The organism is Brevibacillus sp. FW306-2-1A-C05A (assembly GCF_058781555.1).
This window is the reverse complement of record NZ_JBYSWV010000002.1, coordinates 96,284-117,918: the sequence shown is the minus strand read 5'-3', so window position 1 is coordinate 117,918 and position 21,635 is coordinate 96,284. Positions and strand designations below refer to the sequence as shown.

Annotated in this window: 16 protein-coding genes; 7 read left to right on the top strand and 9 right to left on the bottom strand. The window is 53.3% G+C overall.

The window, feature by feature from the left end; genetic code table 11:
* The first annotated feature begins 26 nt into the window (after window positions 1-26).
* From AC3WJN_RS03475 to AC3WJN_RS03455, 5 genes are all read left to right on the top strand, one after another.
* Window positions 27-1,085 carry a methionine ABC transporter ATP-binding protein gene (locus tag AC3WJN_RS03475; RefSeq protein ID WP_005830147.1) on the top strand — a complete coding sequence of 353 codons (1,059 nt, stop codon included), beginning with the start codon at window positions 27-29 and terminating at the stop codon, window positions 1,083-1,085.
* Complete coding sequence (locus tag AC3WJN_RS03470; protein ID WP_007778332.1) at window positions 1,064-1,726, top strand: methionine ABC transporter permease; 663 nt, start codon at window positions 1,064-1,066, stop codon at window positions 1,724-1,726. Before AC3WJN_RS03475 ends, AC3WJN_RS03470 begins: the two co-directional genes overlap by 22 nt.
* 155 nt (window positions 1,727-1,881) lie before the next feature.
* Window positions 1,882-2,322, top strand: coding sequence for a hypothetical protein (locus AC3WJN_RS03465; RefSeq protein ID WP_005830151.1), 441 nt, complete (start codon window positions 1,882-1,884; stop codon window positions 2,320-2,322).
* Entirely contained in the window at window positions 2,310-2,609 is a 300-nt protein-coding gene (locus AC3WJN_RS03460) for a YxcD family protein (RefSeq protein WP_005830153.1), read from the top strand. Before AC3WJN_RS03465 ends, AC3WJN_RS03460 begins: the two co-directional genes overlap by 13 nt.
* A 207-nt stretch (window positions 2,610-2,816) precedes the next feature.
* Window positions 2,817-3,692, top strand: a complete 876-nt coding sequence (locus AC3WJN_RS03455; RefSeq protein WP_005830155.1) for an ABC transporter ATP-binding protein — start codon at window positions 2,817-2,819, stop codon at window positions 3,690-3,692.
* A gap of 139 nt (window positions 3,693-3,831) precedes the next feature.
* On the opposite strand, the gene AC3WJN_RS03450 is transcribed toward AC3WJN_RS03455, so the two are convergent.
* From AC3WJN_RS03450 to AC3WJN_RS03425, 6 genes are all read right to left on the bottom strand, one after another.
* Window positions 3,832-4,812: a siderophore ABC transporter substrate-binding protein gene (locus AC3WJN_RS03450; RefSeq protein ID WP_007778327.1), complete on the bottom strand. Its 981-nt coding sequence runs from the start codon at window positions 4,810-4,812 to the stop codon at window positions 3,832-3,834.
* Between the two features lie 106 nt (window positions 4,813-4,918).
* Entirely contained in the window at window positions 4,919-5,677 is a 759-nt protein-coding gene (locus AC3WJN_RS03445) for an iron ABC transporter ATP-binding protein (protein WP_007778323.1), read from the bottom strand.
* On the bottom strand, window positions 5,674-6,615 hold the full coding sequence (locus AC3WJN_RS03440) for an iron chelate uptake ABC transporter family permease subunit (protein ID WP_007778320.1): 942 nt from the start codon (window positions 6,613-6,615) through the stop codon (window positions 5,674-5,676). Before AC3WJN_RS03440 ends, AC3WJN_RS03445 begins: the two co-directional genes overlap by 4 nt.
* Window positions 6,612-7,565: an ABC transporter permease gene (locus tag AC3WJN_RS03435; protein WP_005830159.1), complete on the bottom strand. Its 954-nt coding sequence runs from the start codon at window positions 7,563-7,565 to the stop codon at window positions 6,612-6,614. Before AC3WJN_RS03435 ends, AC3WJN_RS03440 begins: the two co-directional genes overlap by 4 nt.
* 262 nt (window positions 7,566-7,827) lie before the next feature.
* On the bottom strand, window positions 7,828-8,580 hold the full coding sequence (locus AC3WJN_RS03430) for a DUF4097 family beta strand repeat-containing protein (protein ID WP_007778317.1): 753 nt from the start codon (window positions 8,578-8,580) through the stop codon (window positions 7,828-7,830).
* 133 nt (window positions 8,581-8,713) lie between these two features.
* Window positions 8,714-10,084 carry an MATE family efflux transporter gene (locus AC3WJN_RS03425; protein WP_007778313.1) on the bottom strand — a complete coding sequence of 457 codons (1,371 nt, stop codon included), beginning with the start codon at window positions 10,082-10,084 and terminating at the stop codon, window positions 8,714-8,716.
* A 349-nt stretch (window positions 10,085-10,433) separates the two neighbouring features.
* Between AC3WJN_RS03425 and AC3WJN_RS03420 the strand changes: the two genes are divergently transcribed.
* The gene (locus AC3WJN_RS03420) at window positions 10,434-10,790 is read left to right on the top strand and encodes a response regulator (protein ID WP_005830165.1); all 357 of its coding nucleotides are present in this window, start codon (window positions 10,434-10,436) and stop codon (window positions 10,788-10,790) included.
* Window positions 10,791-10,833: 43 nt separating this feature from the next.
* Here AC3WJN_RS03420 and AC3WJN_RS03415 read toward each other — a convergent pair whose 3' ends face one another.
* The gene (locus AC3WJN_RS03415; protein ID WP_007778308.1) at window positions 10,834-16,830 is read right to left on the bottom strand and encodes an AAA family ATPase; all 5,997 of its coding nucleotides are present in this window, start codon (window positions 16,828-16,830) and stop codon (window positions 10,834-10,836) included.
* Between the two features lie 127 nt (window positions 16,831-16,957).
* Here AC3WJN_RS03415 and AC3WJN_RS03410 point away from each other — a divergent pair, with 127 nt between their 5' ends.
* Window positions 16,958-17,569, top strand: a complete 612-nt coding sequence (locus AC3WJN_RS03410; protein ID WP_005830173.1) for a cupin domain-containing protein — start codon at window positions 16,958-16,960, stop codon at window positions 17,567-17,569.
* 293 nt (window positions 17,570-17,862) lie between these two features.
* Here AC3WJN_RS03410 and AC3WJN_RS03405 read toward each other — a convergent pair whose 3' ends face one another.
* On the bottom strand, window positions 17,863-20,367 hold the full coding sequence (locus tag AC3WJN_RS03405) for a GAP1-N2 domain-containing protein (RefSeq protein ID WP_007778305.1): 2,505 nt from the start codon (window positions 20,365-20,367) through the stop codon (window positions 17,863-17,865).
* Window positions 20,367-21,632, bottom strand: a complete 1,266-nt coding sequence (locus AC3WJN_RS03400; RefSeq protein WP_007778303.1) for a TRAFAC clade GTPase domain-containing protein — start codon at window positions 21,630-21,632, stop codon at window positions 20,367-20,369. Before AC3WJN_RS03400 ends, AC3WJN_RS03405 begins: the two co-directional genes overlap by 1 nt.
* Window positions 21,633-21,635: the final 3 nt, after the last annotated feature.

The following is a 21,635-nucleotide window of genomic DNA, read 5'->3' as shown; positions in this document are numbered from 1 at the left end:
CAACCGACAACAAGGAGACACTCGTGATGATACAGCTAACTGATATTCATAAAACGTACAAGGTAGGAGCCAGGCAGGTCGAAGCCTTGAAGGGCGTATCTCTGAACGTGGAAAAAGGGCAAATCTACGGCGTGATCGGCTTTAGCGGAGCGGGGAAAAGTACCCTGCTCCGCACGATCAACCTGTTGGAAAAGCCGACGAGCGGCTCCGTAGTCGTCAACGGGCAAAATCTGCTTGAGCTGAAGGAAAAAGAGCTGCGCCAGGCGCGCAAAAAGATCGGCATTATTTTTCAGCACTTCAATCTGCTTTCCTCCTACAACGTCTTTGACAACGTGGCGGAAATATTGCGGATGAACCGAGTGCCAAAGGACGTTATCAAGCGCAAGGTAGAAGACTTGCTGCGCCTCGTCGGTCTGGCGGACAAGGCAAACGCCTATCCTTCCCAACTGTCCGGCGGGCAAAAGCAACGGGTAGGCATTGCCCGGGCACTCGCCACCGATCCGGAAATTTTGCTGTGCGACGAAGCGACATCTGCTCTCGACCCGCAGACGACCGAATCGATCTTGGAGCTTTTGCTCGACATTAACCGCAAGTTCAATCTGACAATCGTGCTGATTACCCACGAAATGCAGGTTATCAAAAAAATATGCGACCAGGTCGCGATCATGGAAAACGGCGTCATCATCGAGCAAGGGACTGTGCTTGATATTTTCAGCAATCCGCAGCAGCAGACGACGCGCAATTTCATCAAGACGATTTTTGACGATGAAGTGCCGGGTGAAATTTTGGCCAAAATCAAGCCGTCCGGGCCTGTCTCGAAAATACTTCGCGTAGCTTTTCGCGGGGATGCCGCGCTCGATCCGGTGCTCGGCACGCTGTCCGCGCGTTTTCCGGTCAGCACCAACTTGCTGTACGGCTCGATTACTTCCATTAAAGGAACGGCGCTGGGCATTCTGCTGCTGCATATCTCCGGGGAGGAACGGGCGATTGAGGACGGCATTGCTTTTCTGCGCGAATCGGTTTACAGAGTGGACATCGTCGAACGAGAGGAGGGCACGCACTCATGGACCGCCTTACTGAAATGATTCCTGTCTTCGGACAGTCCTTGCAGGAAACTGTCATCATGGTGGGCATCGCGCTGTTCATTGCGACGCTCATCGGCATTCCGCTGGGGATTCTTCTCGTCGTTACCCAGGGCAACCATCTGTTTCCGAACAAATTCATCTACCACGCACTCAATACGATCATCAACATCGTGCGCTCGCTGCCTTTTATCATCCTGATGGTCGCGATCATCCCGTTCACCGAGCTGATCGTCGGTACCTCCATCGGCATCGAGGGCGCCATCGTCCCGTTGATCGTCTACACGGCTCCTTATATTTCCCGCTTGATGGAGACGGCGCTGCACGACGTGGACCGCGGCGTCATCGAGGCGTACCAGGCCATGGGAGCCTCGCGCCGACAAATTATTTTTCGCATCATGCTGCGCGAGGCAAGACCGGGCATCGTGCTCTGCCTGACGATTGCCACCATCGGCCTGATCGGCGCGACCGCGATGGCCGGAGCCGTCGGAGCGGGCGGGCTGGGCGATCTGGCGCTGCGCTACGGCTACCAGCAATGGGATATCGAGGTCATGATAATTACCGTCATCATCCTCGTCGTTTTGGTGCAACTGATCCAGTCGCTCGGCAACTGGGCGGCTCGCAAACTGAAAAAAAGCGCATAGCGAGAAAGCCCTTGGCTGCTGCTGCACGTCAGGGGCTTTCGTTTTGTTTTCTTCTTCCATCCAGCAATGTTCACCGAATGTTTGGTGGAAAAGCTCCAAATATTCATGTACACTTATATGTAACTCAATGAATAGAGAGGGGCTACTCAAATCACATGAAAAAACTCATCATGCTGTTGGTCGCCGTTATGCTCGTACTCGCTCCTGGCGGATTCACAGATCACGCCGATGCAAAAGGCTACAAGTCTGGCAAAAAGTCGTTCAATTCCAATACAGCTCCAACGAACACGCAAACTCCAACCAAAGCCGATTCGAATGTAAATGCCTCTACCAATAAAAGCACGACAACCAATACACCGGCAACTGCTGCTCCGACCAAAAGCAGCGGCGGCTTCATGAAAGGCCTTCTCGTCGGTGGACTGGCTGGATTGCTGTTCGGTAGCCTGTTTGGCGACATGGGAGCTTTGGGCGCAATCTTCGGCTTCCTGATTAACATGCTGGCGATTGTGGCTGTGATCGTCCTGATCCGCAAAATCTTCGTCTACTTCAAAACGCAACGCGCGAAGAAACAGGAACTGAACGCATGGAAAAGATAACATTTTCGGAGCAAATGCTCATCAACGCCATCTGCCTGCATGTGGCGAGCAAAAAGCAAGTTCAGCCGCAAGACGTAGAAGTTGAGCTGATGTGGGACGAAGACTACGGCTTTTCCGCTGAAGTTTACGCCAACGGTCGCAAGCAGGTGTTCGTCGAGATCAACCTGATCGAAGCCATCCGCTTCTATCTGGAGACGCAAATGCAACGCAACCCGTACTCTGCGGGTATCGAGCTGGTACTGGATGACGAGGAAGGCATCATCGCCCACATCACGTACCAAAGCTAGTCGCCTATTTTCATAAGCTTGTTATTCCCAAGCCAATTTGCTCACACTAGAGAGCAGGTTGGCTTTTCTCATGCCTCGATTGCACGCGATCAAGCGATCAAGTATTGAAATTGCCTGCATTCCGTTATATACTTTAATGAAAATGATTATCATTGTCTGCTTTTACTCATACATGTACATACTTTCCTATAAAGGAGTTGGCCTATTGTGGAACGCTTATACACGCAAAAGCTGGACATCGGTTACGGCGAGCTTTCCATTGTCAAAGACCTGAATATCAGCATCCCTTCCGGCAAAATCACCGCGCTGGTCGGCGCAAACGGCTCGGGCAAATCGACTATCCTCAAAACATTGGCCCGAATCATGAAGCCGTCAGGCGGACAGGTGTTTCTGGACGGGAAGTCTATCCATCAGCAGTCGACCAAAGAAGTCGCCAAGCAACTGGCGATTCTTCCGCAGAACCCAACTGCTCCCGATGGATTGACCGTGTCTGAGCTTGTTACCTACGGCCGCTTCCCGCATCAAAAAGGCTTCGGCTCCCTGACCAAAGAAGATAAGGAAATCGTCCAATGGGCCATTTCCATGACGGGTATGGTCGACTTCTACGACCGTCCTGTAGACCAGCTCTCCGGCGGTCAACGCCAGCGCGCCTGGATCGCCATGGCTTTGGCGCAAGGGACCGACATTCTGTTCCTGGATGAGCCGACCACCTTCCTCGACATGGCACACCAGTTGGAAGTGCTCAAGCTGCTGCAAAAGCTGAACGAGGAAGAAAACCGCACGATCGTCATGGTCGTCCACGATTTGAACCATGCGACACGCTACGCCCAGCACATGGTGGCGATCTCTCGCGGCACCGTCATGGCAGAAGGTACTCCGGCAGAAGTCATGACTCCCGAGATGCTGCGCAAAGTATTCAACATCGAAGCGGACATTTTGACCGACCCGCGCACAGGCGTGCCGCTTTGCCTCCCTTACGAGCTGAGCCATGCCGTTGAAAACAAGCAACCTGCATCCAGCCTAGTTCAACCAGCCGCCCAAGCGGTACAAGAAGAAGAACGCAAGCTGGTCGGCACTCGTTAATTTTCTCTATCATCGACAGCACAAGCCATTCTCCTGATCGGCCAAAAGGAGAATGGCTTTTTTGGTGCAAAGAAAAACAAGCAAGCAGCCCGGGGCTTGATCTGCCCCGGGCTGCTGCCTATCTGTCAACGAGGTTTGATTACCACTTGATGTCTTTCAGGATTTCATCAGCCATGTTCGCTGTAGACACCAGTCCGCCACCGGACAGGTACCAGTAGTTGGCATCCAGGTAAATGATGTTGCCGTTTTTGAACGCTTTGGTGTTTTTCACCAGGTCGTTTTCTACCGCTTCTTTTGCTGCAGCAGAAACGCCTTGGTTTCCGGAGATTACGCCGCGGTCTACGACAAACAGGTAGTCAGGGTCTTTCTCTGCCACGTACTCAGCCGATACGCTTTGACCGTGTGTTGAAACTTCAATGTTTTTGTCTACAGCAGCAAAGCCAAATACGTCATGCAAAATGCCGAAGCGGGAACCAGGACCGTAAGCGCTCAGCTTGCCTTCGTTCACCAGAACGATCAGCGCGTTTTTGCCGCTTGCAGTCGCTTTTTCATTCAGTTGCTTGATAGAGTCGTTGATTTTTGCCAGTTCTTCGTCTACTTGCGCTTCTTTGCCGAAGATAGTGCCGAGAGTTTTCATGTTCTCGGTGAAGGACTCCATGTACTTGGTCGTATCTACACCCAGGAAGATGGTTGGGGCGATTTTGTTCAGTTCTTCATAAGCGTCTTGCTGACGGCCGGAGATGAAGATTACATCCGGTTTCATCGCGTTGATTTTTTCAAAGTCAGGCTCTTTCAGGCTGCCGATGTTGGTGTATTTCGCGTCCTTGAACTTCTCCAGGTAAGGAGGAATGCTGGATTGCGCTACCCCTTTCACTTCAATGCCCAGTTTGTCCAGGGAATCGAGTACACCGTAGTCAAAGACTACTACGTTTTGCGGGTTCTTCTTCAGTTTTGCCTCGCCCAATTTATGTTTGATCGTGATTTCTTCGGATTCCTTCGCGGCGCCGTTGGAAGCCTCTGGCGTTTGGGAAGGAGCTGCACTATTGGAGCCGGAACCGCATGCCGCTGTAAAGACTGCCAACAGTACGGCCATGAACAGCACAAGGATTTTTTTGTTCATTTCTCTCACCTCTATAAGTTTTTTAATATATATAAAATTATTGATAGCTTGCTGATGAACCCCCTTGCATGCCATCAAAATAATTTTATCGAAGGGAAGAAAAGCGTTACGCGAAATATACGCATATTTTGTTTTGGTCGATGTCCTCGATGTGGATGTCCATATCGTACACATCCTTCAAGGTTTGCGGGTCGATGATCTCGTCGGTAGTGCCTTCCTTCACGACCTTGCCATCCTTGAGCGCCACGATATAGTCCGAGTAGCAGGAAGCAAAATTGATATCGTGAATGACGATCACGACGGTTTTGCCCATCTCGTCCACCAGGCGGCGCAGCACCTTCATGATCTGGACCGAATGCTTCATGTCCAAATTGTTCAGCGGCTCATCGAGAAGCACATACTCCGTGTTTTGCGCGACAACCATGGCGATGTACGCCCGCTGCCGCTGCCCGCCGCTCAACTGGTCGAGGTATTTGTGCTGAATGTCCGTAAGCTCCAGGTAACGGATCGCTTCGTCTACATACTTCCAGTCCTCTTTGGTCAGGTTGCCTTGCGAGTACGGGAAGCGCCCGAAGCTGACCAGCTCGCGGATCGTCAGGCGAACGGTGATGTGGTTGGACTGCTTGAGAATCGAAATCTTTTTCGCCAGGTCGTTGCTTTTGTACTGGCCGATCTCTTGCCCCTCAATCAATACCTCGCCCTGGTCCTTCGTCAACAAACGGCTGACCATGGACAAAAGCGTACTCTTCCCGGCTCCGTTCGGCCCGATAAAAGACGTGATTTTTCCCTTGGCAATCTTCACCGAGACGTTTTCCACGACGTTTTTGTTCCCATACTGTTTTGAGACGTTACGGACTTCTATCACGCTTTATTCTCCTTTAACAGAAGATAGATGAAGTAAACCCCACCGATAAAGTTGACGATCACACTGAGCGTCGTCGAGAACGTGAACACGCGCTCTACGACCAACAGACCGCCTACCAGCGCCACGACGCTGATTAACGCCGAGCCTGCCAGCAAATACTTGTGCTGATACGTCTTCATGAACTGATGAGCCAGGTTCGCCACCAGAAGCCCCAGGAAGGTGATCGGTCCAACCAATGCGGTCGCAATCGACACCAGAATCGCAATCACGATCAGGAAGCGCTTGACGACAAAATCGTAAGGAATCCCCAGGTTGATCGCCTGATCGCGTCCCAGCGACAGCACATCCAAATATTTGGTGTAGCGCCAGAAGTAGATCCCGATCGCGATCACCAGCACAAAGCTGAGAATCAGCAGGTCTGTGTTCACGTTGTTGAAGCTGGCGAACATTTTATCCTGTACGATCTGAAATTCATTCGGGTCGATCAACACTTGCATGAACGTCGACAGACTGCCGAACAGCGTGCCGAAGATCAGCCCGATCAACAGCAGGAAGTAGATGTTTTGGCCTTCCCGTTTAAACAGGAATTTGTACAGCACGCCGGCAAACAAAACCATCAAGCCTGTCGAGATGAGAAAGTTGACATTTTTGTTCATGATCGTCATGTGCGTAGAGCCAAACACGAAAATGACGAACGTCTGAATGAACATGTAAAGGGAATCAAGGCCGATGATGCTGGGCGTCAAGATGCGGTTGTTGGTAATCGTCTGGAAGACCATTGTCGAGAATGCGATGATGCACCCGGTCAAGATGATGGCGAGAATTTTTTTCGCCCGCCGGGGAAGCACGTAATCCCAGTTGCCTCCAGCGTCAATCAGCATGAATACGGCTATCAGAGCAACGGCGACTATCGCCATGCCACCAATCTTAGCTTTCATCGTTCATATGCCTTTCTTCTCATGAGTAAGTACACGAATATACCGCTGCCCACTACCCCGACCATCAAACCGATCGAAATTTCGTACGGGAAGATGATGAGGCGTCCCAAAATATCGCAGCAGAGGACGAACACCGCGCCCAGCAAGGCGGTATGGGCCAAGCTTTTTTTCAGGTTGTCACCGAGATAAAGCGTCACAATATTAGGAATAATAAGCCCTAAAAACGGGATCGTTCCCACTGTGAGGATGACGACGGACGAAACCATCGCGACAATCGCCAGCCCGATATTGACGACCTGCTTGTAATTCAGCCCGAGGTTGATGGCAAATTCCTCGCCCATCCCTGCGATCGTAAACTTGTTGGCAAACAGGTACGCAATGACGACCAGCGGAATGCTTATGTATAGAAGCTCGTAGTTGCCCCTCATGATGGAGGAAAAATCGCCGTGCAACCAGGACGACATGTTCTGGATCAGGTCGTGCTTGTAGGCGAAAAACGTCGTGATCGACCCGACGATATTCCCGAACATTAGCCCGACCAGCGGAATGAAGATCGAGTCTTTGTACTTCACTCTGTCGAGAATTTTCATGAAGACAAACGTTCCGAGCAGAGCGAAAACGAATGCCACGAGCAGCTTCACCCATACAGAGGCGTCGACAAACACAAGCAAGGAGACGAGAATCCCGAAGCGGACAGAATCTTCGGTCCCTGCCGTCGTAGGCGAGACAAATTTATTGCGGGTCAGTTGCTGCATGATGAGGCCGACCACACTCATGCTGATACCGGCGATGATGATGCTAATCAGGCGGGGAATCCGGCTGATCCACATCACCTGAACCTTGTCGTCGCTGAGATTGAACAGCTCCAGGGGCGAAATGTCCTTCACGCCGATAAACAGGGATACCATTGATAGCAGAATCAGGGCCACAACCAAATATCTTTTTTTCATCGCTTCCCTACTCTTCTCTTTGTTCACGTGAATGATGCGTTGCTTTTATTGTGCTTATTGAGAAAGGGATTCATTCTCAATAATAAAGAATCTCATTCTCAATCGTTTCTCCATTTGTTATATTAGCACTTCTTTATCCTGGATAAAAGCATTTTTTCATTAGTCGACTAAATTTCTCTGGATTGACAAAAGTAAGAATTTTCCGGCCTGTGTCTTCCTAATAAAAAAGCGCCGCTGCGCCAAAGGCAACGGCACTCTTTTTTCAGTTCTCCGTGTACGATCCGCTGACGTTTTTCACCGAACGCTTTCCAGAGCCATCCTCTACGATTTCCACGTTTCCATCGACTGTGTAAATGTCGATATCGCCGCTTTCATCCGATATGCTCAGGTTGCCTTTGTGCCGGACGATGTTCATATCGCCCGACTGATCGCGAATCTCCACATCGCCAACCGTATCTTCCAGCAAAATGTCGCCGGAATCGTCCTCAATCAGCTTGAGGGCAGTCGCCTTGCTGATTTTGATATCACCGGACTGGTCGTTGATTTCCACTTCGCCAGTGACATCCTTCAGCCGGATATCGCCGGAGTCATCCGCAATCGTGAGCGGCCCCGCCAGCTTGGATACGTCGATATCCCCTGAACCGTCCGTGATCGCGACCTTCAAACCGGATGGAACCGTGACCTCCAGTTTCAGCTTCATATACGCCACGCCGAACTGCGCGCGACTTTCTGACGTCAACTGGGCGACAGCCCCGTCCTCGGCGAGCGTTACTTCTATATCTTCGGGATTGATATTTGGCGATCTGTTGATCGTAGCGTCTACCTGGATAGAGGTGGCCTTGTCGTCTCCCTTCACGATCAAATCACCCGACGCTGTCGCTATCTCCAGCGTTTCTATCGCCGCAATCGGCAGCTCCAAATGCCGTTTTTCCTCTACAGTCTGCAAGCTTCCGTTGCTACAGCCCGCAAGACCTATGGCCAAAGCCAAAAATCCAGCTCCTATCCAACTTTTCATCTCTATCTCCTCTATACGCAAGCTTATCTGTTCTTGCTATTCATTGTACTCGACAGACGGAGAAGTAGAATCCGCCTCTGGGGTTGTTTTCCAGTCGGTCTGCAGACGGAGTCGTTCGTTGTGCTGGCACGCGCTACGGGTCGATGAGCGTTTTTCGCTCCCACGCCCTGCTCCGCCAGCGGAAAAACATCATGATGCCCCGTATCCATTCATCGGTTGCGACTGCCAGCCATACCCCAGCCAAGCCCAAGCCCGCGTAAAAAGCGAGCACATAGCCAAGCGGCAAGCTGATCCCGATCATCGAGATCAGGCCCATATACACCGGAAACTGGGTATCTCCCGCCGCGCGCAAGGAATTAATCAGCACGATGTTGAAAACACGCCCCGTCTCCAGCAATATGCTGAGCAAAATGATCGTCGAGCTGATCTGCAAAACTTGCGGATCAGTCGTGAACATGCCCATAATCGGTTCGCGGAAGACGATGATGAGCGTATTGACTACAGCCGTGTAGAGCAAGCCCCAGCGCAAGCTTTTCCACACCCTGCCGTAAGCTTCGTCCGGCCGGCCTGCCCCGACCAGCTTGCCGGTAATGATCGCCGTCCCCATCCCGATCGCGACGCTGAACAAGTAAATGAACATGGAGAGCTGAAGCACGTACTGGCGGGAGGCGAGCGACGCTGCGCCCAGAAACGTCACGTAGTAAAAAAAGACGAGCTGACAGGCGTGGTACATGATTTGCTCGCATGCGGCAGGAATGCCCACCCGGCAAATTTTGCCGACGTACGACCGTTTGATCGCCACGTACTCTTTGAACCCGACTTTGACCTCGATCAGCCGATAAAACGCCCAGAAAAAGACGATCAGCCCCAACGCTCTGCTCAATACGGTAGAGATCGCCGCCCCCTCCACGCCCAGTTCGGGAAAGCCGAAGCGGCCAAAGATCAGCAAATAGTTCCCGATCACGTGAATCACGTTGATCCCGAGCGAGATGAACATGCTCTCCTTCGTGAAGCCGTAAGTTCGAATCATGCTCGCCAGCGTATTGATGAGCGCCTGCAAAAACAAGCCGCCCCCGACGATGGCGATATACGACTGGGCCAGCGCCAAAATCTCTCCCTGCAAATTGACATGGGTAAGCAAGGCATTGCCAAACAGGACAAAGCCTACGCTAATGACGATGCCGATCAGCAGGTTGAGCGTGATGGCAACTGCCCCGACCCTCGCCGCATCGACCATTTTTTTCGAGCCGATGTATTGCGCGACGACATTCGAAGCGCCGTTGCCCACCACCTCCAAAATCAAAATCGCAATAAAGATCAGTTGATTGGCAGCTCCAACTGCCGATACTGCCTGATCGGACACCCCGCTCAGCATAAACGTGTCGGTAATGCCGATCAGGGAAAAAAGCAGCAACTCCAAAAAGATAGGCCAAGTCAACGCAAATAGATTGTACGCGCTGATTTCTCGTCGGCCTGTTTGCCGCTCGGCTATTTTCGCATCCATAGTGTCACCTTTCCTGTCATGTACCCCCTGTTATCCTAGCGACATTTTACACCTTACCCTTTCAGGTGCGGCGAACTCATCGCTTTTTTTACAAGATCTTCACGAAAGAAATGTCATTCTGGCGAAAGGATACAACGTTTTCAGCCGCTCCTTTGCGGCAGGAGCGGCTTCACGGGAGCGATCCTGGCCGTCAAGGACTCACAGTTGACTGATTTGTGACGTTTCCGTCAAAGATCGCTCAAATTTTCTAATAATGGGATTGCGACCATTTTCCTATCAATGTTATGGTTAAGGCAGGCACACCATACACTGCACAACACTATCACACCGCTTCGACACAGGAGGTTTTATGGCTCGTATATTAATTGCTGATGACTCGATTGTTGTCCGAGAATACATTAGAATCATCCTTCAACGGGCTGGCCATCAAGTCATTGCAGAAGCGGCGGATGGATTAGACGCCTACCATCAGTACATGACGCACCAACCTGACGTAGTCATGATGGATATCAACATGCCAGGCATGAACGGTATCGACACTGTCAAAAAAATTATTAGCGAATTCCCCAATGCCTACATCATCATGATTAGCACCTACGGTTTAAAGCATTTGGTCTTTGAAGCGATCAATGCGGGAGCGCGTCACTATATCACCAAGCCGATTGATGAAGAGCGCCTTTTGGATTCTATTCAAAACACGCACTGAACAGTCGGCCGGAGCACAAAAAAACTGAGGGCTTGTTCGCGCCTCAGTTTTTCCTTTGCTTCGATATTTGTGGAAGCTTGTCTTCCAGCGGAATCCGGAAAAGAAAGCGGGTGCCTTGCCCGGTCTGGGAAGTAACGCTCACTGTGCCCCGCAGTCTCTCGACCTCCCGTTTGACAATCAGCAGCCCTAATCCTCTGCCCGAATAAATGTCGGCCTCTTCTCTGACGCTGACCTGCTCGTAAAACAGGAAGCCGAGCTCCTCTTCGTCCTGCTCTGCCTCCCAGCCTTTTTCCAGCCCCTGCTGCTTGAGCCTGTCGATATCAATCCCTCTGCCGTCGTCCTCGATGGCGATCAGCAGCGCAGCGTCCTCCTGCCAAATCCGGCAACTGATCGTTCCCCGGCCTTCTTTGCCTTGCGCCAGCCGCTCACTTTCCGGCTCCATGGCGTGGACGATCGCATTGGAAAATACGTGCAGCAAGCTGCATACAAACGGCTCAAAGCGCTCAGGGTCCACCAAAATCTCCTCTGCCTCCAGCCGAAGCGGATGGATCGTTTTGTTCAGGCGCTGGGCAAGCTCCGTTACATACTCCTGATAGCGCGCCATCAATTCCTTGATCGGACGCTGGTGCAGCTCGCGAATGCATTGGTCGAGCTGGGCAGCAGAGCTGTCAGGCAACAGCTTGCTCACCTTTTCGACAAAATGCTCCCACCTGTCCTTGGCAATCGTCATGTCTCCGTCGCCACTTTCCAAAAAGCTGTTGCCCAATTTGTTGCGGATGATCTCCAAATCCTGCTCCATGGCAGCCTGGACTTGCGCAACCGGCAGTTGGCTCGGGAAATCTCCGTCGGTGAAGCGCTCCTGCTGCCTGTCCCGATCCATCAGCCACGTTTCCAGATCGTGCAGCTTTTGCGGCGTGTGGATCAGATGGAATTGACTGAAATCCCCTTTGAACTGATGGATTTGCGCCGCCAGCTTGAACAGGCTGTCGGACTCGTCCACGCCCGCGCTGAACAGCGTTTTCCAACCGCCCGCGAAGAAAGCCGTGAAGGAGCGATATACTTTTTGGAAAAGCGGCAAGCTGATCGCCACGGTCAAAATCATGTTCAGCCTTTGCCACTCCTGCTCCATTTTGCTTTCCAGCGCCCTTTGTTCGCTCAAGTCGGTCAAAATCAGCATCAAACCCTCGGGAGAATCGCGGCGATCCTCATGGATTGGCTTGCACTCCAGCTTGAGCGGAAGCTGGTTGATGTAAATTTCCGTAGGGAAGAGGCTCAAATACAGCTCTTTTTGTCCCTGGTCCTTCGTCTCAAAATACTTTTCCAGAAGCGATTCGACAAACGCCCGCTCTTCCGGACGGTTCGGGTACAAAAGGCTTGCCACCGATTCGCCTGCCAGCTCTCTGCCGAACATCCGCAAGCATTCGCGGCTGTATTCGGAATGGACGAGCAAATTTTTGGAAAACGACAGGAAGCCTTGGCCTGCGTTGTTCAGCAAGTTTTTGTTCGCCTGCAAAAGCGATTGAATCTCCGTCGTTCGCTCGGCGACGATCATCTCCAGCGACTGATTCCATTGCTCCAACTGGTGATACAGCCGGGCATTTTCAATAAAGATCGCCATCTGCGAGAAAATGAGCCGCAGCGGCTCCGAGCGTTTTTCGTTGAAGACGTGCGTCGTCTCGTTGTTTTCCAGGTAAATGACGCCGATCATTTTGCCCTGCTGCCACAGTGGCGAACACAAAATCGACTTCGGCTTGTTTTTCGTGATGTACGTATCCCGGAAAAAGACGCCTTCGACCGAAGCGTTGTGCAGCACCAGCATTTCTTCAGTCCGGATCGTGTAGTTGACCACGGCGACAGAGAGCATCCCGCTGTGCTCGTACGGGACGGACTGCATGATTTCCACGTCCAGATCGACAGACCCGGCTGCCTCGATGACCCATTCGCTCTCGTTTTTCAGGATCAGGATGCCTTTTTCCGCTCCCGCGTTGCTCATGACGGTGCGCAGCATGGTCGCGAGCAGCAGCTCCAGCCTGATCTCGCTCGCCATCGTTTGCGACGCCTTAATCACGCTCATCAGATCGACCAGATCGGCGGACTGGTCTGTCGCCGCAAGCTCTGCCGATGCTTCCAGCCCTCTCCCCCGCTGCAAAAGATGCGGGTAGCGCTCTTCAATCTCTCTGGACTTGGCCAAAGCTCCCCACTGCAAGTACGTCTCATACGCTTCCGTCATGTACACCCTGGCGATTGTCTCCAGGCCCAATGCCAAATAATGATGGGCAGCCAGTTCGCTCGCCAGTGCCTCATTTTGCAAAAAGCCATCCTTTTTCGCCAGTTGCAGTGCCTGATCGTACAGCTCTCCCGCTGCCTGCCGCTTGCCGTTGACACGGCTCCACTCGGCGCTCATCAGCAAGTATTTGTGCTGGAAGTTTTCCGGGCAATTGTCGGCCCAAGTCTTCATTTTTTTCAAATGCGCCTTGATCTTTTTCGCGTAGCGCAACTGCTCGCGGCGATTGGCGTGCTCGTACAGCTTCGTCAACGACAGGGCGTGCATGAAAACATGCTGGCTGACCAGCACCTGGCCGCTGACCGACTCCATCCATTGCTCTGCTTCGCTCAGCAGTTGCGCGGCTTCCGCGTAGTTGCCGTACATGAGATGCGCCAGCGACTTGTAAAAGTGGTACATGTAGCGCTTGTAGCTGGTGCCTTCTGTTTGCAGGCTGCTCACGTATTGCGCCTCATCGAAGCCGTCCCGGCAAAACGCCGTCTTTGCGCCCTCTGTCCAGTGTGTAAACGTGTACAACGCTTGCCGCAACAACAAGAGCCGATCATCGTGATCGACCACCTTCATCTGGCAGATCAGGTCGGCATGCTCCTCGATTTGCTGCTCCAGCTCTTCCAGCGGCAGCCCGCAGTAGAGCATGGCTTCCAGCAAGCCGTGGGCATTGTAGGCAGCGTAAATGTTTCCTCCGCCTTCCATCCCGAGCTGGATCGCTTTTTTCAGCAGCGGAATGTTTGTCCGCGCATGGTCGCACCAGTGGTTGATGAGCAGGGCAAACGCTCCGTACGCCTTCGTCATCGCGATCGGGTCCGCAAAGCCATCCGCCACCCGGCAGGCCAGTTGCCCGAACTCGTACGCCTCCCGGTAGTTGCCGAGCTGCGAGCCGAGCACGATCCCGTAGCCGGTATAGCCGTTCGCTGACGCAACCGCATTGCCGTGTACGAGCGACAGGTGCAGCACGCGCAAGATCGTCAGCGCAAACCAGTTCGGATTGACGAAGTACGAGGAAGGTCCTGCGTCGCTGATGATGCTCATCGCCAACTGGTAGTTCTCATCCGGTATGTCCGGCAAATAGAGCAGCTCGTCAATTTTGCGCCCTCTCAGCCGCCGCTTGATCTGCCACATTTCCTTGATGATATCGAGCTTCCCTGGCTTGTGCGGAATGGGCACGCCAAGCAGCCCCAACGCTTCGCTCGCAATATCTATCACCCGCGAAAACTCGGCCAGGCGGGTGTACATGTGGATTTGCAACTCCAGGACCCGCACGCGCTCACGGTTGGTCCTGGCATACGAAAGGGTAAGGTCAAACAGCCGATTCGCGTCCTCCATCTGGTTGCACAAATACGCCGACTCGGCATAGAGCGTGTACAGCTCCATCGCCAGTTGATGGTGCTGCTCCCACGCCGCTTCGCCGATGAACATCGTCCCCCGCTGGAAATACTGCAGCGCCGCATCGAAGGCAGTAGAGGCCATCGCTTTTTGGCCGGCGAGCAGATGGCAGTGGGCGACCTGGATTCTTTCCGCCGAATCTTCAATCATGTCTGCGCCGCGATACATGTGCTCACATATTTCAAACAGCAGCACCGATTCATACGAGTGGGACATGTTCCACAACATTCTCCCGAGCTTTACGTGCGCCTTTTTCTGTTCCTCCACCGACAGCGAGGAGTACGCCGCCTGCTGAATTCGGTCGTGAACAAAATTGAACTGGATCGTGACCTGCGCGAGATTTTCTTCTTCCTCAACGGCCGCATAGGCCAAATACTCTGCGCCTTCCAAGGGATAGATCAGCCCTTCCTCCATGGCAGGCCAAATATCCCGGACCGCTTCGGATTCACTCCGATTTTGCGCTTTTGCCAGCATCCCCAAATAAAAGGAGTTACCGAGGCACGCCGCGTAAGCCAGCAGCTTCTGGGTCACTTCAGGCAGGCGCCGCACTTTTTCCACGAGAAAATCAGCGACGTTCTCCGTGGTGCTGAGCTTCTCAATCTCAGCCAGATCCCATTGCCAGCCGCGCTCCTCCGGGACGTACCGCAGCAGGTTCTGATCGTACAAAGACTTGATAAACTGCCTGGAGTAGAACGGATTCCCTGCCGTTTTCCGCATTAAAATCATCGCCAGCGGCTGCGTGACAGCAGGGTCTGTATGCAGCGCGTCGGAGAGCATCGCGTTGATCTGGGCGAGCCGCAGCGGCAACAGCGTGATTTGGCGCAGCATCCTGCTTTTGACTCCCGCCTCCGTCAAAATCGCGATCAAAGGATTGATCGCGCCTCCATCCTGATCGCGATAGGCGCACACGAGCAAAAAATGGCTGAGCGGCAAATCGGCGACAAGCTCGCGGATGAGAAACAACGACGACGAATCCGCCCATTGCAGGTCGTCGAGAAAAAGTACCAGCGGATGCTCGGGGCTTGCCCAGATGCGGATAAACCTTTGCATGACCAACTGAAAACGGTTTTTGGCCTCTGCGGCGGGCAGCTCCGGCACGGGCGGCTGCTTGCCGATCACCGCGGCCAGTTGGGGAATCACGTCCATGATGACCTGCCCAAGCCCTTGCATCGCTTCGAGAATCGTTTCCCGCCACGTCGCCAGCTCTCTTTCATTTCCGGCCAAAAGCTGCTTTATCAAATCCTGAAAGATTTGAATGATGGCCGAATACGGCACGCCTTGGCGGTATTGATCGAACTTGCCGGAAATAAAGCGCCCTCTGCCCTTCAGGAAAACTTTTTGCGCCTCGAAAACGAGAGCGGACTTGCCGACACCTGCACTGCCGCTCAGCATGACCATGCGCGATGCGCCATTTGACGCCTCTTCAAACGCGTCGATCAGCATCTGGATTTCCTGCTCGCGTCCGTACAGCTTTTCCGGGATGTGCATGCGGTCCGCGCGGTCGTGCTGCGCCAGCGGGAACAGCCCGATCGTTTCGTTGTTCACAAGCTGGTCCAGGCAAAGCTGCAAATCGGCCACCAGGCCAGCCATGCTGAAATAGCGGTCTTCGGTATTTTTGGACAGACACTTCATCACGATGTCCGACAAAACTGGCGGAACAGATGGTTTCACCTGCACGGGAGCGATCGGTTTTCGGGCCATGTGGGCATGTACCAACTCAAGCATGTCCGATGTGAGAAAAGGCGGCTTTCCTGTCAGCAGCTCGTAAATCGTCACGCCAAACGAGTAAATATCCGTCCGGTAATCGACCGTCCGATTCATTCTTCCCGTCTGCTCAGGCGATACGTAGCGCAGGTTGCCTCTCCACTCCTTCGGATTCATCACGCCCTGGTGCTCCTGGTATCTCCTGGTCGCCAGGCCGAAGTTAATCAGCTTGACCTCATACGTCTCCGGGTGCACCAGTATATGGGCCGGATTGATGTCTTTATGGATAATGCGCTGCTGATGAATGTCCTCGATGCACGAAGCGATACGAATCGAAATGGTCAGGATTTCTTTTAATGACAGCTCTTTCATTTTGCAGAGCAGGGAGAGCGGCACTCCCCCGAAATCTTCCGTGATAAGCGCAGTTTCCCGATTGTGATCGATCAGCTCAACGGCAGTTTCCACAGCATGTGATTCGAGAGATTGCAAAATGCGATACTCGTGCTTCAGTCTCCAAAGCGACTCTTTGTGCGTGGGACCTTCACGCGGCTTCTTGATGATGACGGGCAGGTTGTCGCTGTTACGAAAACCGCGGTAAAATCCCATATTTGAATGTGTTGAGAGAAACTCTGTCACTCTGTATCCCGGAATCACGATCATGCCGCTCATACTATCCACTCCATCTAGGCAGAACATCCTATCATTTATATTGTTGCTTCAGGACAAATAATCTATATTGAATATATATTCTGTCATAAAATGCTATTTTTCTACTAATACTTATGGAGGTATCTCTATGGCAAATTTGAGTCGAGTTGTAAGCAACCCTTACACAAATGAAACGGTTACCTTTCTGAAGACGACAGAAGAAACCAATGGGGAATATTTGCTTTTCCGCACAGACCTGCCACCGGACAATGGAATTTTTCTACATTATCATACCGAACTTACGGAGACGTTTGAAGGGATAAGCGGAAATTTGGAGGTAAAAATTGACGGAAAAAAAATCATTTTGAAGCCTGGCGAGAAGCTGGACATCCCTCGCGACCATATTCACGGGTTTTACAACCCTTCCAATGAATTCGTCAGCTTCACCGCGGAGATCCGCCCTGCCGGCACTTTCGAGTCGTTCGTCCGCTGCGGATACGGCCTGGATACGGACGGACGGAGCTTTTACATGCCATTTTTGAAGCAGTACTTGCCGAAAAACATCCTGCTTTTGGGCACGCTGTTCAAAATGGGACAGTTCTACGTCCCCTACCTGCCGCTGTTCCTGCAAAAAGCGCTGTTTGGTTTGCTCGCCAAGCTGGCGCATTGGACAGGCTCCGACAAATCCCTGGAAAAATACTACAAAGGCTCCGTCGCCAAAGAAGCTTTGCCCCAAGAACCGCTGCAAAAAACACCCTAACTGTCCAATCCGGTAGGGTGTCTGCAAATGCTGATTATTTTCACACATTTTTTGCTCATCGAGCGCTACCCGTTCAGTGATTGAATTTGCCCCTGCACGTCTTTTGGCAGATACCTCCATAATAGCAAATCACTGAATCGTTTTCCATTGCTGCAAATTTTTTCTAGGACCGATTTACCAGCTTGCCGCTTGCAAAAGCGCGATGTCAGGGAAAATCGGTCCCGCTATTTATAGGGCCTGCGCTCTGCCCGAATGCCCGAAGCTTCCGGGAGCACGCGCACAAAAACCCGCTTCTACGGCGTAGCTGGCTGATCCGTTGCACCCGGGGCTTGCTGGCCGTTTTCCCCGGCAGCTTCTCTCACTGGCTGGATGTGCGGCTCCTCCAGCATGAGCCGATAGACAGGGACGAATTGCGCCTGGACCACATCGGGCGGCACGGGCTGCTGATCTCCCGGTTGCTCCTGCGGAGGCTCGGCCACCGGCTTTTGCTGCGAGAGCATATAGCCTGCCGTTCCACCAGCCGCCACGAGGACAACCATCGCGGAAATCATCAACGTCTTGTGGCGAAACAGCTTGACCAGCGGGTTGGCCGTCTCGCTGCGCACCTCTTCCAGCAGCTTGCGAAAATCGGCATGGCGGACCGTGTACCACCGCTTGCGCCACTCTTTGTTGCGCAGTCTTGCCGCCTTGTTTTCCAGGAAAAGCGACCGGAGCGCTTGCCGATACGCTGGCAGCAAACTTCTTCCTTCCACAAACATGCGCTGCGTCATCGTCCACTGGATGAACGCGTGCAATGTTTCCTCGCCGCCATTTTTTTGCACGAAGTCGAGCATCTCTGCAAACTGGAAGCCTTCCTGGCCAAAATGGTCCTCGCGATAGTAGACGAGCGGCACATGGGCAAAGCAGTCCGCGTCAAGCGGCCGCGCCAGCATGTTGGCGATCATCTGCTGCTGCACGCTGACCTCGTCGCGCTCCCATTTGCGGAAAAACTCCGCCGGGTGCAAGCCGCCTCTCGCTTCACGCAGCGTCGCTACATGCATGAGCATCTCTTGCTTTTGCCTGCTCGCCACATCAAGCGTCCCGAAAAAGCTCTGCGGCTTTTCCTCCAGAAGCGCGATCATTTTCTGAAATTCCTCCCTGGACAGCTTCTCCAGCTCTATCAGCTTCAAGAGCGACTTGTCCAGCTCGTCCAGCAACGGATCGGCATAGCTGCGCGCTCTGTCGAGGTTGTCAAAAAACTGGTGAATGGAAATCGCGGCTTCCAGCTTGTTTTTTTCGCGGGCGAACAAACGGAGCAGCTTTTCCGTCGATTCGGCGACAAAAAAAGGATGGCGCAAAGCTTCCGGGGCTGTTTTCGTCCAAAAGCGAATTTCCTCCAGCATGCCGGATAGCGCGGTCACTGCTGCCAACCGCTCGCTCGCGTACCCTTCGAAAAGCTGCTTCACCAATTGCTCCGAGTGAAAAATCGTCTTCATCGTCATGCCAAACAGCTCGGGATGGGCGGACAAATGCTTGTACACTTCGCTTGCCAGCCCGCGCTGCCCCGACGACTTCGCTCTCACCAACACATTCAGCAAATAGCGGACCATGTCCATGCGCAGACGGTCCTGCCTGCTCAATCCGCAGGAGTCCAGCATCTGCCGGATTGTCTCGCCCTCGGGCAACTTTTTGGCGGCAAGCGCGCTTACTTCGCCGTGAAACAGCAGCACTTGCAGCTCCAGCAACCGTTTGTTGTTCGCCAGCGCCGGCTGGCGCAAATAGCCGTTCAACGCCTGCCATACGCCCGCCGGATTGCGTTCGTAGACAGCCGTCCGGCCTTTTTCGATCAGGTAGAGGGCGCACAGCTCGTAATACGTGCGCACCTGCAAGGTCAGCGCCGTCTCCGCCCCTGCCAGCACTTCCTCGCAAAAAGCATGGAACGACGCCAGAGCCTGCGGGTCGTTCACGTACTCCCAGGCAAAATCGAGGTATTCGTGCGCCCCCTCCTGCAAGTCGACGTTCTGCACACGTCCGAGCGCCAGATCAAACAAAAAGTCTTTGTCACTGTGTCCGCCGCCGGGGCGAATGCTGCCTTTTTCCACAAACATGACGTGGATATGCTTCTTGCTCTGCGGCTCGCTGCTGTAGGTGAGAAAGCCAAAATGTCTGCGCAGCTCATACGGCAAGCAACTGTACAGAACCTCGAGCAGTTGGCTGGCGCTGGTTGCGGCCGCGCTGATGTCCACGTCCAGACTGATGAATACTTTCTTTTTCGCCGTAAGCGAAGTCATGACGGCATAGAGCAGTTGTTTGAACAGCCGCTCGTCGAACCCGAGCTGTCCGAGCAGCCGCTTCCGGTCTGCGGGCAAGGTCGACTGCGCCGGAAGCTCCGCTACAGGCGGCAGCTCCTTGCCCTGCGTATCGTCGTGACGGTCGGCAAAGGCGCGCACGCCGAAAATTTTCTCCGGATTCGTAATAAACTCGTCCCGCCGCCCCGCCGGAATGACGTAGTTGTGACTGAAAAACGTGTTTCGCTGCCCGGTAAAGTCCGCCCCGACAAACACGCTTCTGCCGAGCACCATCTCGCCAGATTCGGCGTGGAAGCAGACGAGCGCTTCCGGGTAGGCGGACAGGTCGCTCTCCGCCCGCTCCTGAAGCTGTCTGGGGGCATCGTACACGCAAAAAGGATGGAGTGTCTTTTTGATGAATTGGTTGTCCAGCCCTGGCGTCCTGGCTACCGTATCGTAGCCTTCGTTCGAGCGGAAAACCCCCTGTCGCCCGCGGGTGTAGAATTGCTGCAAAATGGGCTGACGGTTCACTACTGCTCCCTCCCCTCGATGTAATCAAGCTGATGCATCAACCAGATGAACGGCTCATCGACGCGAATCGGCGTCACGACGCCGCTCACCTTTTGATTGACCGGATTGCTGCCCAGCGCTGATACAGCGAAGTAGGCCGTATTGGTAAAGTAGACCTCCAGCGCGTCTTTGAACGGGCGATCCACTTTTTCGATAAAGCGGCTGATCTCTCCGTTGATGTTCTCGAATTCAGCCGTGTTCAAATACTGTTCATGGACGAAATTGCGGAACACATTGCTGTTGGACTTGATGTATTCGCCGTCGTCTTCCTTGATGAGATGCAGCATGTCGCTCTTCGTCAGCACGACCGCCGTCGGGATGTCCGTCTTGCTCTGCTCCTGATAGCCGATGAAGTTCTCGAACAACGTAATGACGACCTCGCGCGGCTCGTCGTACCTCGCCGTGAATTCGCCCGGCTCGTCGCCCGCCCGCAGCATGACCCGGTCGCGAATCGTCTTGATTTGCAGCGGATCGACCAGAAACAGGATGCCGGACGAGTTTTTCACATGCGCGGCGTACAGCTCCAAATACTCGCGATCGACCATGCCTTCGCCTGCGACGTCGAAAAAGACGAGGATGAGCGGCGCTTTTTGGCTGTCTTTGAAAATGAACTGAAAAATAAACGGTTCCTGACGCTTTTCTTTTTGCGTGGAATCGAGCAACTGGCCGCGCTCAAACAGCGGCGCTTCGTAGTTCTCGCGGAACTTGCGGCTGATCTGCGCATTGAGCGGCATGCAGGCAGCGTTGAAGCGGCTTGCCGTCGAGTTTTGCAGCGTATGAATCAACGACGTCATATACACGGATTTGCCGACCTGCGACGCCCCGACGATCGAAATGATGTTGCTCGGCGCTTTGCCCGCCGTAATCGGCAGCTCGTTGTGGCACTTCGGGCACAGCCTGCGCTTGGACACCATTCCGTAGCGGTCGGTCACGCCTGCCAGCACATTGTCGACGTACAGGTGATTTTCCGGCGGGATCGAGTCCGGGTCGATGACCGCTTCCAGCTCGTCGATGGCATCCAGGCCGAATTTGTCGCGATAGGCGTTGAGAATCTCATCCTCCTGCAAGGCGTAGTCCTCGTCGTCCTGGCGGTAGTGTGTCGCGCGGAACACCACCTCGTCCGGTCCGTACTTGGCAAAGCAGTACGGGCAGACAATATCGTAAAAAGGAAGCCGTTCGCTTACTTGCGGCTTTTTCTCAAACATGTTTTTCAAAAACGACAGCATGGC

Coding starts and splice junctions, on each gene's coding strand:
- AC3WJN_RS03435 (WP_005830159.1), bottom strand. CDS start 7,565: ATGAAAAAAAGATATTTGGTTGTGGCCCTGATTCTGCTATCAATGGTA.
- AC3WJN_RS03400 (WP_007778303.1), bottom strand. CDS start 21,632: ATGCTGTCGTTTTTGAAAAACATGTTTGAGAAAAAGCCGCAAGTAAGC.
- AC3WJN_RS03440 (WP_007778320.1), bottom strand. CDS start 6,615: ATGAAAGCTAAGATTGGTGGCATGGCGATAGTCGCCGTTGCTCTGATA.
- AC3WJN_RS03470 (WP_007778332.1), top strand. CDS start 1,064: ATGGACCGCCTTACTGAAATGATTCCTGTCTTCGGACAGTCCTTGCAG.
- AC3WJN_RS03410 (WP_005830173.1), top strand. CDS start 16,958: ATGGCAAATTTGAGTCGAGTTGTAAGCAACCCTTACACAAATGAAACG.
- AC3WJN_RS03465 (WP_005830151.1), top strand. CDS start 1,882: ATGAAAAAACTCATCATGCTGTTGGTCGCCGTTATGCTCGTACTCGCT.
- AC3WJN_RS03450 (WP_007778327.1), bottom strand. CDS start 4,812: ATGAACAAAAAAATCCTTGTGCTGTTCATGGCCGTACTGTTGGCAGTC.
- AC3WJN_RS03475 (WP_005830147.1), top strand. CDS start 27: ATGATACAGCTAACTGATATTCATAAAACGTACAAGGTAGGAGCCAGG.
- AC3WJN_RS03430 (WP_007778317.1), bottom strand. CDS start 8,580: ATGAAAAGTTGGATAGGAGCTGGATTTTTGGCTTTGGCCATAGGTCTT.
- AC3WJN_RS03460 (WP_005830153.1), top strand. CDS start 2,310: ATGGAAAAGATAACATTTTCGGAGCAAATGCTCATCAACGCCATCTGC.
- AC3WJN_RS03415 (WP_007778308.1), bottom strand. CDS start 16,830: ATGAGCGGCATGATCGTGATTCCGGGATACAGAGTGACAGAGTTTCTC.
- AC3WJN_RS03425 (WP_007778313.1), bottom strand. CDS start 10,084: ATGGATGCGAAAATAGCCGAGCGGCAAACAGGCCGACGAGAAATCAGC.
- AC3WJN_RS03420 (WP_005830165.1), top strand. CDS start 10,434: ATGGCTCGTATATTAATTGCTGATGACTCGATTGTTGTCCGAGAATAC.